12 protein-coding genes are annotated in these 12776 nt (G+C 39.5%); 4 read left to right on the plus strand and 8 right to left on the minus strand.

Annotated features, from left to right (window positions below):
• Positions 1-2 precede the first annotated feature (2 nt).
• The 4 genes from SJY45_RS01930 to panB all read right to left on the minus strand — a co-directional run bounded on the left by SJY45_RS01930 (position 3) and on the right by panB (position 2910).
• Positions 3-593, minus strand: a complete 591-nt coding sequence (locus SJY45_RS01930; protein WP_400073076.1) for a TetR/AcrR family transcriptional regulator — start codon at positions 591-593, stop codon at positions 3-5.
• Positions 594-784: 191 nt separating this feature from the next.
• The gene (locus SJY45_RS01935) at positions 785-1327 is read right to left on the minus strand and encodes a DUF4252 domain-containing protein (protein WP_400073077.1); all 543 of its coding nucleotides are present in this window, start codon (positions 1325-1327) and stop codon (positions 785-787) included.
• A gap of 33 nt (positions 1328-1360) precedes the next feature.
• Positions 1361-2059, minus strand: a complete 699-nt coding sequence (locus tag SJY45_RS01940; protein WP_400073078.1) for an RluA family pseudouridine synthase — start codon at positions 2057-2059, stop codon at positions 1361-1363.
• Positions 2060-2091: 32 nt separating this feature from the next.
• On the minus strand, positions 2092-2910 hold the full coding sequence (gene panB, locus SJY45_RS01945) for a 3-methyl-2-oxobutanoate hydroxymethyltransferase (protein ID WP_215439130.1): 819 nt from the start codon (positions 2908-2910) through the stop codon (positions 2092-2094).
• A gap of 147 nt (positions 2911-3057) precedes the next feature.
• Between panB and SJY45_RS01950 the strand changes: the two genes are divergently transcribed.
• Positions 3058-3516 (plus strand): nuclear transport factor 2 family protein, encoded by a 459-nt coding sequence (locus SJY45_RS01950; protein ID WP_215439132.1) that lies wholly within the window; start codon positions 3058-3060, stop codon positions 3514-3516.
• Between the two features lie 50 nt (positions 3517-3566).
• Here the strand turns inward: SJY45_RS01950 and SJY45_RS01955 are convergent, their stop codons facing one another.
• Positions 3567-5033, minus strand: a complete 1467-nt coding sequence (locus tag SJY45_RS01955; protein ID WP_400073079.1) for a Gfo/Idh/MocA family protein — start codon at positions 5031-5033, stop codon at positions 3567-3569.
• A 170-nt stretch (positions 5034-5203) separates the two neighbouring features.
• Here SJY45_RS01955 and SJY45_RS01960 point away from each other — a divergent pair, with 170 nt between their 5' ends.
• Positions 5204-6073 carry a cation diffusion facilitator family transporter gene (locus tag SJY45_RS01960; protein WP_289040673.1) on the plus strand — a complete coding sequence of 290 codons (870 nt, stop codon included), beginning with the start codon at positions 5204-5206 and terminating at the stop codon, positions 6071-6073.
• 147 nt (positions 6074-6220) lie between these two features.
• Positions 6221-7153, plus strand: coding sequence for a DUF1080 domain-containing protein (locus tag SJY45_RS01965; protein ID WP_400073080.1), 933 nt, complete (start codon positions 6221-6223; stop codon positions 7151-7153).
• Between the two features lie 62 nt (positions 7154-7215).
• On the opposite strand, the gene SJY45_RS01970 is transcribed toward SJY45_RS01965, so the two are convergent.
• The 3 genes from SJY45_RS01970 to SJY45_RS01980 all read right to left on the minus strand — a co-directional run bounded on the left by SJY45_RS01970 (position 7216) and on the right by SJY45_RS01980 (position 10481).
• A complete protein-coding gene (locus tag SJY45_RS01970; RefSeq protein WP_400073081.1) occupies positions 7216-8013 on the minus strand; it encodes a DNA/RNA non-specific endonuclease in 798 nt (265 codons plus the stop codon).
• Between the two features lie 106 nt (positions 8014-8119).
• A complete protein-coding gene (locus tag SJY45_RS01975) occupies positions 8120-8911 on the minus strand; it encodes a DUF3050 domain-containing protein (protein WP_400073082.1) in 792 nt (263 codons plus the stop codon).
• A 142-nt stretch (positions 8912-9053) separates the two neighbouring features.
• Positions 9054-10481, minus strand: a complete 1428-nt coding sequence (locus SJY45_RS01980; RefSeq protein ID WP_400073083.1) for an L-serine ammonia-lyase — start codon at positions 10479-10481, stop codon at positions 9054-9056.
• A 276-nt stretch (positions 10482-10757) separates the two neighbouring features.
• Here SJY45_RS01980 and dnaK point away from each other — a divergent pair, with 276 nt between their 5' ends.
• The gene (dnaK, locus tag SJY45_RS01985) at positions 10758-12665 is read left to right on the plus strand and encodes a molecular chaperone DnaK (RefSeq protein ID WP_215439144.1); all 1908 of its coding nucleotides are present in this window, start codon (positions 10758-10760) and stop codon (positions 12663-12665) included.
• Positions 12666-12776: the final 111 nt, after the last annotated feature.

A 12776-nucleotide genomic window follows, 5' to 3' on the forward strand; every position in this document is an offset into this window, starting at 1 on the left:
AGTTATTTCAGGTGGTCTAAATATGTTTTAAGTTCCTCTAAATAAGAATGATAAATTTCTGCACTGTTAAATATTTTTCCTAAGTTACGAACGCCCCAATAGCCAGATAATATAAAATGGGCTACTTGTTTTGGGTTTGCATTTCCAGATAAAGCTCCGCTATCAATTCCCATTTGTATGCTATTTTCTAGACTTGTTTGCCATTCCATTACCAATTCATTAAGTGCTCCGGAAAATTTAGGGTTCCATGGTGTCATCTCTTGGGCTAAGTTGCTTATGGGACAGCCATTTTCAAATTGTAAGAAAGGGGTTTCCAGCAAAAGAGATTTTATTAAAGCGTAAATACCTTCTGTTGGATCTTTGGAATTTTGCAATGGGGCTAGAAATGCCGACTGTATCTCTGGCTTAACGATTTCGTTTATAATTGCTATTCCCATTTCATCTTTTGTTCTGAAATGGTAGTAGAACGCACCTTTAGTAACTTGTGTGGTAGCTATTATTTCATCAATACTGGTAGTTTGGTACCCTTTTTTATATATAAGTTGAAAGGCCTTTTGAAGGATAGTGTTACGTGTATTTGATGCTTTGCCCATAAAAGATACTAATTAGTATGATTCTGCAAAGTAACCAAAAAAAACGCTCATAAGAATAGATTTCCTTACGAGCGTTTTTTAGAATACATTCAAGTCTAAGTCTGTAAATGATAAATAGAAAGCTAATCTTATTCCTGTTGGAAATTAACTATTCTATTCATGGCTTATAAATAAAATCGACTGTAAGCTATTTAATTACTTTTTTCTTGGTTGATGCCAGGAGTAAAATTTCCACCCTGATATTGGTTGATAAGTCCATCTCCCAGTTTTTGAAATTCTTCGTTCTGAGCCATTTGACGCACTTTTACCGGGTCAAAGTTCCCGTTAAAATATAGAAAAGAGCCATTTTGATTATTGTTATTATAAATCAGGATTTCTTTTACGGCATCCCTTTTTTCACGTATGCTTACCACATTACGCTTTAGTTCATCGTTTTTTCGGTATACTTCAATAAAAGAACTACCCGTTATGCCGTTCATTTGTTTGTTTAAAAATTCGGTTTTCGCAGCAGTTGTGCTGGGAAAAGACATGTAACGCAAATCTTTGGTATTGCCAACAAGGGATTTCATTTCAGGAGAGATGCCACTAATGAGCGAGAGCATAAAACGGGGCACCCGTACGGCCGTTACATGGTCATCTTCTTTGTGGGCGTTGTAGAAAGTGTCTATTGAATTATAAGTACCGCATGAGGCAAGCAGTACAAGGCTGCAAAGGATTAGTGTTCTTTTGATCATGGTCTTGTGTTTATACAGTTAAATATACTGTTTTTAACAACAAGCGTTCCAAACTGGGTCATTAGGGGGCGGGGCCACTATTTCTAAAGCTTCTTTTTTTACTGGATGCACAAACTTTAGTTTACGGGCGTGCAAATGAATACTGGCATTGGGATTGCTTCGGTCAAAACCGTATTTTAAATCTCCTTTAATAGGACAACCTATAGCAGCCAATTGTGCCCTAATTTGGTGATGGCGACCGGTATGTAAATCTATTTCAAGAAGGAAATAACGGTCTAGTTTTTTTATCACCTTATACTCTAGAACCGCTTTTTTACTATCCGGAACTTCTTTGGAATGGGCGTAGGATTTATTTTGTTTAGGATTACGCTTCAACCAATGTGTAAGGGTATCTTGGCTTTTGTTAGGTGCATTTTTTACGATGGCCCAATAGGTCTTTTTCGCTTCTTTTTCGGCAAACAATTTGTTTAGACGGGGTAGGGCCTTTGACGTTTTTGAAAAGACCACAATACCCGAAGTGGGGCGGTCTAGCCTATGGGCCACCCCTAAATAAACATTCCCCGGCTTATTGTACTTTTCTTTTATATACAGTTTAACCACCTCGCTAAGCGGCATATCCCCGGTCTTATCGCCCTGCACAATATCTCCCGGCCGCTTGTTTATGGCAATCAGGTGATTGTCTTCGGATAGAACCAATAGATTTTTGGGGTCGGAAATAACTTTATTGGCCACTGGAGCAAATAATTAGAGTTGGTAAAACGGACTTAGTATTGCTCGTCATCGTTAGGGAAATCCCTGTTCTTTACATCGGTAACATATTGCGAAATGGCACTTCCCATTTCTTCATAGAGATTCATATAACGGCGTAAAAACCTTGGGTTAAACTCATGGGTCATACCTAACAAATCATGAATTACAAGTACTTGTCCATCTGCATGCTTACCACCGCCAATACCAATGGTAGGTATAGAAATACTTTCGGAAACTTTTTTGGTCAATGCTGCCGGAATTTTCTCCAGAACAATGGCAAAACACCCTAGTTTCTCAAGGAGTTTGGCATCTTCTATTAATTTTTCAGCTTCCTCTTCCTCTTTGGCGCGAACCGTATAGGTGCCAAACTTATAAATGGACTGCGGTGTAAGCCCTAAGTGGCCCATAACCGGTATGCCCGCATTCAATATTCTCTTTACAGATTCTTTAATTTCTACACCACCTTCCAGTTTTACGGCATGTGCACCACTTTCTTTCATAATTCTAATAGCGGAGCGGAGTGCTTCTTTAGGATCGCTCTGGTAACTCCCAAAAGGAATATCCACAACCACCAAAGCTCTTTCTATAGCACGAATAACGGAAGTAGCATGATAGATCATTTGATCCAAGGTAATAGGCAGGGTAGTTTCGTGGCCCGCCATAACGTTACTTGCGGAATCACCTACAAGAATAACATCTACATTGGCAGAATCTACAATCTTGGCCATAGAATAATCATATGCAGTAAGCATAGATATTTTTTCGCCGTGCTTTTTCATGTCCACTAAAGACTTTACCGTTACTCTCTTATATTCTTTCTTTGCCGTTGACATAGTAGTTTTGTTTTGGTGGGATAAATGTAAGGAAAATGTTGGGTTTAGAGGCTAAACGCCGTTGCCTTCTAGTATATAGAGATACAAGGGTGGATAACTTGCTAGTACTAAATGGAATATTTATTAAGTTTGATAAAACAGATAGCGATGAAAAACATTTTTAAAATACTATTTTGCCTTTTCTCATTGTCTGTTTCTGCTCAGGAAACAGAAGAAATAGCCATTAAGAAGACCATTGAAGCTTTTTTTGATGGATTTCATCAACAAGATTCGGTTCAAATTAAAAATACAGTTTCCAATACCGTAATCATGCAAACCATTGCAACGGATGAAAAAGGAAACCCACTAGTAAAGACCCAAGAGTTTTCAGATTTTTTAAAATCGATAGTCAGTATTCCCGAAAGCACAAAATTTGAAGAGGTTATAACTGATTATTCCATTCAAATAGATGGTCCAATGGCCAATGCTTGGACGCCTTATATCTTTAAAATCGATGGTGCGTTTCATCATTGTGGGGTCAACTCTTTTCAATTGGTAAAAGAGGACGAGAAAGATTGGAAAATAATCTACATTATAGATACTAGGAGAAAGGAAAATTGTAAATAAAAAGGCGGGTTGTTAAACCCGCCTTTTTTCAATCTTTACAAGGTGTCAATTTAAACTTTCCAGCCATCACGGTAGGTTCTACCTACAAATTGGTTGGCTTCTTCTAGATTGGTAATGCGCATGTTTTCGCCGTCCCATAAAAGTTTTTTCCGGGCATAGAAATCCATTTTGCCTGCACTGTCTTCTTTTCTCAACAAATAGCTTCTAATGGCCAAGTTCCCCATAAGAACGGTTTCAGTCATAGGACCGGCATAATCGAAAGAGGAAGTTAAACCTTTATGTTCGTCACTGTTAAAACCGGCTTTACAGGCATCTACCCACTTGCGCTGATGTCCGTATTCAGGTTCTTCGTTAGGCTCAGTTTCAGGACCAAAATCAGTTGTACCATCGTTCAAGTATAATTTTGGAGTAAGCGGACTACTATCGTTTATGTTGGTAGAGATAATTCCTTTTTCTCCAATGATTAGAACTCCATTATAGCTTCCTGGTCCACCTATGTCATTATTGGCCGGTATAATATCTGGGTGCGAAGGTCTAATTCCACCATCGTTCCAGGTCATTTCAATTGGAGTTTTAGTTTTTTCCGTGGCATCAAAATGAAGTGTAATGAACGAGGAAGCTGGGCAACCTTCAGGATGATAATCCGCATTCCACATTTGTGAATATACAGAACTAACACTGGCCTCGGCATCCGTAGGATACTTTAATCCTAATGTTCTAAACGGAATATCTATCAAATGACAACCAACATCACCTAAGGCTCCAGTACCATAATCCCACCAACCTCTCCAGCTAAAAGGGTGCAAGTTTGGCGTGTAAGGTTTTTCGGGTGCCGGGCCTAGCCAAAGGTTCCAATCTAGGCTATCTGGTTTTAAACTAGGGTCGGGAGCTTGCATGGCACCACCTTGCGGCCATACAGGACGATTGGTCCATACCTGGACTTTGGATACGGCACCAATAGCGTCATCATCTATCCATTTTTGAACCATACCTAAAAGCGGATTGGAACCTCCTTGGTTTCCCATCTGACTTACAATTTTGTTGTCCCGTGCCATTTGGGTCAGGATTCGCGCCTCGCGTATGTTATGCGTCATGGGTTTCTGTACGTAGACATGTATGCCTCTTTCCATAGCATACGCTGCAGCTGGGCCGTGAATGTGATCAGGTGTAGAAATGGTAACAGCATCAATACCCTTTTCTTTATCCAACATTTTGCGGTAATCGGCATATAGCTTCGCCTTTGGAAAATTTTCTACGGATTTTTTGGCAGAACCGCCAAAATCTACATCACATAAAGCAGCTACTTTTTCGCGGCCGTTTACGGAGGCATTAAAAATATCGCTAGAACCTTTGCCCCCAGCGCCAATGGCAGCAAGATTTAAACGGTCGCTTGGGGCCAAGTAGCCCACACCGCCCAAAACGTGCCTAGGGACAATGAAAATTGAGGATGCGATTGCTCCTTTTTTAATAAAGGATCTTCTAGAACTGGTTGAGGAGTTGTTTTTTTTGTGTGCCATTAATTTTTGGTTTTAGTTGTGAAAGGCTTCTAAAGTTACTTAAATTTCCTGCACTTTGAAGAAAAGTTAAAACTTCATAATACTAGAGGTATCAGTTAAGCAAATACAAGGTGAACCATATGTATTTGCTACCTTTAAAATTTACATGACGAGTAACCTAAAAAGCAATGATGACCAACGAGCAAATTGGCATACGCACCACCTATCTTAGTATTTTTGGGAATGTAGTTTTAGCACTTATAAAAGGGCTTGCCGGTATTTTTGGAAACTCTTATGCTTTAATTGCCGATGCCATAGAGTCTACTACGGATATTTTTTCTTCGGCTCTAGTTTTATTGGGTTTTAAGTACGCAAAACGCCCGGCAGATTCCAACCATCCGTACGGTCATGGTAAAATTGAGCCCTTAATTACTTTTGGGGTGGTAGCCTTTTTAGTGACTTCGGCAACCATTATTGCCTATGAGAGTATACAGAACATACAAACACCCCATAAGGTTCCAAAAGCGTGGACACTTATAGTTTTAGCGGGTATAATTTTATGGAAAGAAATTCTATATCGTTTGGTTATCAAGAAAAGTAAAGAGACCCATAGCTCTTCTTTGAAAGCCGATGCTTGGCACCATAGAAGCGATGCCGTAACTTCTATAATGGCCTTTATTGGAATCTCAATAGCTATTATTTTTGGTAAGGGGTACGAAACTGCGGATGATTGGGCAGCTTTGCTGGCTTCGGCATTTATTCTTTACAATAGCTATTTGATTTTTAGACCTGCACTTGGTGAGATTATGGACGAGCAATTATATGATGACATATTGGTTAGGGTCCGAGAAAAATCTATGGAAGTGAGCGGAGTGCTGGATACTGAAAAATGTTACATTAGAAAAGCGGGAATGAAATACCATGTAGATTTGCACGCTAGGGTAAATGCTACTATTTCCGTAAAGGACGGACATGAAATTGCCCATAACCTAAAGGACCATTTAAAATCAGAAATACCAAATTTGGGCCATGTATTAATTCATATTGAGCCACATGAATAAGATGAAGTTGAAAATCACCCAACTTCATCTGAGGAACTGCTACCGAATTAAAAATAATCTATAAATTTAGCACCTTATACTAATTCAGAATTGGTAACGGGGACCTCAGCTAACCGGACCAATCTAAAAACAACTCAATTAATGAAAATGAAGTCAAGATTAATGATGGCAGCTACAGTTTTATTACTGTGGACAGGAAATGTGTTACAAGCGCAAGATGAAAACCCATTAGAAGGAAAGTGGGATTTGGTAATTGAAAAGGATGGAACCCAGCTTCCCTCGTGGCTAGAGATTACCCATTCCGGAACAAATACTTTGGTAGGTCGTTTTGTGTATGCATTTGGTAGTGCAAGACCAATTTCGGAAGTGGTGGTAAATAATGATGTTTTTAGTTTTGTTATACCTAAGCAATGGGAGCCGGAAGGAACGGATATGACCTTTACCGGAGCTTTGGATGGCGAAGGTCTTAAGGGAACTATGATTTATACGGATGGGCAACCTTATAGTTGGACCGCCGTTAGGGCACCAAAATTAGATTACGTAGCAAAAGCCAAATGGGGTAAGACCAAAGAGCTTTTTAACGGTAAGGATTTAAGCGGATGGAAAGCTATTGGGGAAAACCAGTGGGTAGTTGAAGACGGTATTCTGTCCAGTCCAAAGTCTGGTGCCAACTTGGTGTCCGAAGAAAAGTTCAAGGACTTTAAACTACATGCAGAATTTAAAGTACCATCTGGAAGTAATAGCGGTATTTATCTAAGAGGACGTTACGAAGTGCAGATTACGGACGATAAGGGTTCTGACCCTTCAAGTGTATTGTTTGGAGGTATCTACGGCTTTCTAACCCCAAATGAAATGGCGGCTAATGATGCCAGTGAGTGGCAAACGTATGATATTACGTTAATTGGCCGTCGTGTGACCATTGTGGCAAACGGAAAAACGATTATAAACAATCAAAATATTCCAGGAATAACCGGTGGGGCGCTAGATAGTAAGGAAGGAGAGCCGGGTCCGTTTTTAATTCAAGGAGATCACGGTCCTATAATGTTCAGAAAGTTTGAGGTAACTCCAAGAGTAGAGTAGTGCTTCAATAAGAATACTTAGAAAACGCCTACCGCCTTTGAGCGGTAGGCGTTTTTGTATTGTTACCAGTTAATTTCGGAAGAAAGTGTCAAAGGCTTACGTTCCGTTGTTATAATAGAATTTAAATCAAATTCATTGGCTTGGTGAATAGCCTCGTCAAAAGTAAAGTCGCATTTGGCTTCAATTTCTGACGGATCCACTTCGTACGTTTTAAACGCTTCCAAATCTAGAAAGGACAACCTGCTTAAATCTTGCGTCAATATAAATGATTTGGTCTTTAGCTTTCCGTTCTCTTCGTACATAACGGTTTTGTAGAATTCCGAAGGGATTTTATAACCTCGGTATTCACGGTCATCCTCATTAAAAATGCACCCACCAATAATGCTAACACGAGACCTATCCATTTCTGTTTGATCGTACAGGGAATTTTCAAGTTCTCCCCAAACACCGCCTTTTCCACTTTGGTTAAAACTGTCCATTTGTGGCGCTATATTGGTGAAAACAAAAGAATCAGAGTTTGCTTTTTTCGCCTCGGCATAACTGCCCCAGTTTAAATCCACTCTACGGGCAAGGTGGCCACGATCTAAAGGATTGCTTTTGTACAATTGGTTTCCTGCTTGATTTTCTGATGATATTCTTGAGTCCTCAAAAAAGCTTGCACCCTTTCGGGGGACTTTTTTAAGGTTTCGGCCATCTATATTCCATGCCACCCAAATTGCAAATTTGGTGCGGCTACTTAACGCCAAAGAAAAATGGGTGTAATCTACTATTTCAGAGCCTTCCAATTGATAAGCAGCATCTATGTTATTTAACTTTGGAGGGTGTATAGGGGTGTTCAAAAAATTACTATCAAAAGCCATAAATAGGTGTGTTACTAAAGTTAAGACATCAAAAATGCAAAACTTTAGTAGTTGAATGGTTATTCTACGTTTTAAATTATGTTTGTTTTTACGTAAGCTTGCGTCCTTACAAAGCGTTTTTTAATGCGGTTTTATTTCTTGTTATAGCTTCGTCAATAGCATCCCATAGTTTTATGCGATTATTCAGGGCTTCTTTGGCAACGGACAATGTTTCTTGCCATTTTTGTTCGTCATGTCCGCAAAGTTCGGAGACCATTTGCAAGGAGAGTGGGCCATGTTCATCACCATCTAGCTCAATATGTCTTTCTAAGTAGTATACAAACTTGTTGTACTCTTTATTTTCTGCATCGGCACTTTTTAGAACTTCCATAAACATATCCGGAATAACATCTTCCCTGCCAAACGTAAATGCAGATGCTACTAAATGCGGTTTTCCGGTAGCGATGGTCTCAAATGAGAAACGAACAAAATCTGCTACCTTTTTGGGAATGTCTATTTTTTGTAATGCGTCGTTTACCTTAACCCCTTGTTCTAGATAGCGAATAAAAGTTTTGGATTTTGAAATGTCAGCTCCCAATTGCTGCATAGCTTCCAAATACATCTCAAAATGACTTTTAGGCTCTCCTAATTCGTTTATATCACTTTCTTCACCATGTACTATTTCATTAATAAACCGTGCTAAAACAGGATTGGCACTGGGGGTCCATGGAATGCTAACATTGGTCAATGATATCTGAAGAGACTTTAGCAGCGACATGAAGTCCCAAACTGCATACACATGGTTTTCAGTAAAGGTTCTAATATCTTCTATACTGTTGAGGTTATTGTAAAGGGGGTGATTTTGAAGTTGATTTCGTAAATCGTTGATTTCATTCTCAATAAATTTAATTTGATACATAGGTTCTGTTTGTTTTATTAGCTCTGGGGCTAAATATCATGAGTATAATAGATATGATTAAAATAGGAATAATCTTATATTTTAGAAAGAATTACACTACTTTTTAAATAAATGTTTGACATATTAAACATTGGTACAGGTATTAGCAATCACTCATGTTGATACCCACTGCGAGTCCACCTTCCGAAGTTTCTTTGTATTTGGAGCTCATGTCTTTTGCCGTAGCCCACATGGTTTCAACTACCTTGTCCAGCGGAACCTTAGCATCTTTAGGGTCTGAGACTAATGCTAACTCTGCAGCGTTAATGGCTTTTATGGCACCCATACTATTGCGCTCTATGCAGGGTATTTGTACGAGACCGCCTATGGGGTCGCAAGTTAGGCCAAGATGATGTTCCATGGCAATTTCGGCCGCCATAAGGACTTGCTCTGGAGAGCCACCAAGTAATTCAGTAAGAGCACCTGCCGCCATGGCACTCGAAACACCAATCTCTGCTTGACATCCACCCATTGCTGCAGAAATGGTAGCGCCTTTTTTAAAAATGCTGCCAATTTCACCAGCCACGAACAGAAATTTTTTGACGTGCTCAAAATGGGCCTCATGGTTTTCTATCACCATATAATACATAAGAACCGCAGGAATGACTCCTGCACTGCCATTAGTGGGAGCTGTTACCACGCGCCCCAACGAAGCATTTACTTCATTGACCGCTAAAGCAAAACAACTTACCCATTTTAGGATTTGGCGGAATTTAACTTCTGTATTGCGAATGGTGGTTAACCAAGCTCGGGGAGAATTATAAGTGGTAGAATCTCCCAATAAATTTTTGTTGAGCTCAAAAGCACGACGGGTAACGTTGAGTCCCCCGGGTAATTTACCTTCGGTATGACAACCAATGTACATACATTCCAACATGGTTTGCCAAACATCATTTAACTTTTGATCTATTTGGGCATCATCACGTAAGGAGCGTTCATTTTCCTGTACTATTTCTGAAATACTCTTGTTTTCGCTAGCACAGTATGCCAAAAGTTCGGCGCCTTTTTGAATTGGAAAAGGAAAACTGTCAAAAGTAGCTATGTTGCGTTTGGCATTTTTTCGCTCTTTAACAACTACAAATCCGCCTCCTATAGAATAATAGGTGTTCTTTTTAGTTTTACCCGATTTTAAGGTAGCCTCAAACTGAAGTCCGTTGGCATGAAATTCTAGAAATTTTTTATGAAATATAATATCGGTTTTAGGGTGGAAGGGAATTTCTTTACATGCTCCAAAGTTTAATACATTGTTTTCCTGTATGTGCGATATAATGGAGTGAATGGTATCAACGGGAATTTCAACCGGATCGGTGCCGGATAGACCCAGCATTACGGCATAGTCCGTAGCGTGCCCCTTGCCTGTTAGGGAGAGAGAGCCGTACATATGTACTTTTACGGCAATAACCTCATCAAAGATTTGCGCAGACCGTAGTTCGCTAATCCAACGTTCGGCAGCTCGCCACGGACCTAAGGTATGGGAACTAGAAGGGCCTACACCGATCTTAAGCATATCAAAAATACTGATGGACTCCATAAACTTAATTTATGGTGTAAAGATAGATAAAGCATGCTTCTGGCAAAGTCAAAAACAGGAAGCCAAAAACTTAAGAAATAGCAATACCCGTTTAAGTCAATTGTTGCTTTTTTGCCCTAAGTTGTCGGTTTTAGCAGTAAAAAAGGGTTGTTCTGGCGTGTTCTTCGCTATAAAAAAAGTAAAAATGACATCATGTCAGGTTGTGGACGGTTGGCATATTGTTTGTCATTTAGAAACCGATTATAAAAATTAGCACTAATATTTAAAACATATAGCATGAGTAAAATTATAGGTATTGACTTGGGTACTACCAACTCCTGTGTTTCCGTTATGGAAGGTAACGAACCGGTAGTGATCCCTAATGCAGAAGGAAAGAGAACAACACCCTCTGTAATTGCGTTTGTAGAAGGTGGAGAAATTAAAGTTGGTGATCCTGCAAAAAGACAGGCGGTAACCAACCCTCACAACACTATATATTCTATTAAGCGTTTTATGGGAAACAAATTTTCGGAGTCTAGTAAAGAGGCCGAAAGAGTTCCTTATAAAGTAGTAAAAGGAGATAATGACACACCACGTGTAGATATTGATGGCCGTTTGTATACGCCACAAGAACTTTCTGCTATGATTCTTCAGAAAATGAAGAAAACTGCAGAAGATTATTTAGGGCAGGATGTTAGCCGTGCGGTAATTACCGTTCCAGCATATTTTAACGATGCACAACGTCAGGCAACTAAAGAAGCTGGTGAGATAGCAGGTCTTACTGTAGAAAGAATTATCAACGAGCCTACCGCAGCTTCTTTGGCTTATGGTATGGACAAGAAAGATACGGATCAGAAAATAGTTGTTTTTGACTTTGGTGGTGGTACACATGATGTATCTATCCTAGAGTTGGGTGACGGTGTTTTTGAAGTATTGTCAACAGATGGTGATACACACCTTGGTGGTGATGATGTTGATCAAAAAATTATTGATTGGTTAGCGGATGAGTTCAATAAAGACGAAAGCATAGATTTGCGTAAAGATGCTATGGCATTACAACGTTTACGTGAAGCTGCTGAGAAAGCTAAAATTGAATTGTCTTCTTCTGCACAAACTGAAATCAACTTACCTTATGTAACGGCTACCGCTACAGGACCTAAGCATTTGGTACGTACACTTACAAGAGCCAAGTTTGAGCAATTGATCGAAGATTTGGTAAAAAGAACTATTGAGCCATGTGAGACAGCACTTAAATCTGCTGGACTTTCTAAGAGCGATATTGATGAAATTATCTTAGTAGGTGGTTCTACAAGAATTCCAGCAGTACAAGAAGCGGTTGAGAAATTCTTTGGTAAGAAACCTTCTAAAGGAGTAAACCCGGATGAGGTTGTTGCAATTGGAGCAGCTATTCAAGGTGGTGTTCTTACAGGAGATGTTAAAGATGTATTGTTATTGGATGTTACTCCATTATCCTTAGGTATTGAAACTATGGGTAGCGTAATGACCAAGTTGATCGAGGCGAATACTACGATTCCAACAAAGAAATCTCAAGTATTTTCTACGGCAGCGGACAATCAACCATCAGTAGAGATTCATGTATTGCAGGGTGAGCGTCCAATGGCATCTGACAACAAGACAATTGGTCGTTTCCACTTAGACGGTATTCCACCAGCACCAAGAGGAACACCTCAAATTGAAGTAACTTTTGATATTGATGCCAATGGTATCATCAAAGTTTCTGCAACGGATAAGGCAACGAACAAAACGCAGGATATCAGAATTGAAGCTTCTTCAGGATTAACAGAGGAAGAAATCAAGAAAATGAAAGCTGAAGCAGAAGCTAATGCTGAATCTGATAAAAAAGCAAAAGAAACTGCTGACAAGTTGAACGAAGCAGACGGAATGATTTTCCAAACGGAAAAGCAACTGAAAGAATTTGGTGAAAAATTATCAGATGATAAGAAAAAACCAATTGAAGAAGCTTTAACCGAGTTAAAAGCAGCATACGAATCTAAAGACCTAGCAGTTATTACGCCAGCTTTGGATAAGATCAATGAGGCTTGGAAAGTTGCTTCTGAAGAAATGTACAAAGCTCAAGCAGAAGCACAGCAAAACGGTGCAGCTCCTGAGGGCGATACTGCTTCGGCGGAAGAGCCTAAAGAAGGTGATAACGTAGAAGATGTAGACTTTGAAGAAGTAAAATAAGTATAAGCGTTTAGCGCTCTACATATAAGACCCGTCCAGTTTTCTCTGGGCGGGTCTTTTCGTTTTGTCAATTTGGTACGTGTTTTGTTTTCAGTTGACAGAATATCAAGT

This window comes from Zobellia russellii, assembly GCF_044597075.1.
Lineage (GTDB): Bacteria > Bacteroidota > Bacteroidia > Flavobacteriales > Flavobacteriaceae > Zobellia > Zobellia russellii.

Excerpts from the sequence above, each read along its gene's own strand:
- SJY45_RS01930 (WP_400073076.1), bottom strand. The coding sequence starts at position 593 with ATGGGCAAAGCATCAAATACACGTAACACTATCCTTCAAAAGGCCTTT.
- SJY45_RS01935 (WP_400073077.1), bottom strand. The coding sequence starts at position 1,327 with ATGATCAAAAGAACACTAATCCTTTGCAGCCTTGTACTGCTTGCCTCA.
- panB (WP_215439130.1), bottom strand. The coding sequence starts at position 2,910 with ATGTCAACGGCAAAGAAAGAATATAAGAGAGTAACGGTAAAGTCTTTA.
- SJY45_RS01950 (WP_215439132.1), top strand. The coding sequence starts at position 3,058 with ATGAAAAACATTTTTAAAATACTATTTTGCCTTTTCTCATTGTCTGTT.
- SJY45_RS01955 (WP_400073079.1), bottom strand. The coding sequence starts at position 5,033 with ATGGCACACAAAAAAAACAACTCCTCAACCAGTTCTAGAAGATCCTTT.
- SJY45_RS01960 (WP_289040673.1), top strand. The coding sequence starts at position 5,204 with ATGACCAACGAGCAAATTGGCATACGCACCACCTATCTTAGTATTTTT.
- SJY45_RS01965 (WP_400073080.1), top strand. The coding sequence starts at position 6,221 with ATGAAGTCAAGATTAATGATGGCAGCTACAGTTTTATTACTGTGGACA.
- SJY45_RS01970 (WP_400073081.1), bottom strand. The coding sequence starts at position 8,013 with ATGGCTTTTGATAGTAATTTTTTGAACACCCCTATACACCCTCCAAAG.
- SJY45_RS01975 (WP_400073082.1), bottom strand. The coding sequence starts at position 8,911 with ATGTATCAAATTAAATTTATTGAGAATGAAATCAACGATTTACGAAAT.
- SJY45_RS01980 (WP_400073083.1), bottom strand. The coding sequence starts at position 10,481 with ATGGAGTCCATCAGTATTTTTGATATGCTTAAGATCGGTGTAGGCCCT.
- dnaK (WP_215439144.1), top strand. The coding sequence starts at position 10,758 with ATGAGTAAAATTATAGGTATTGACTTGGGTACTACCAACTCCTGTGTT.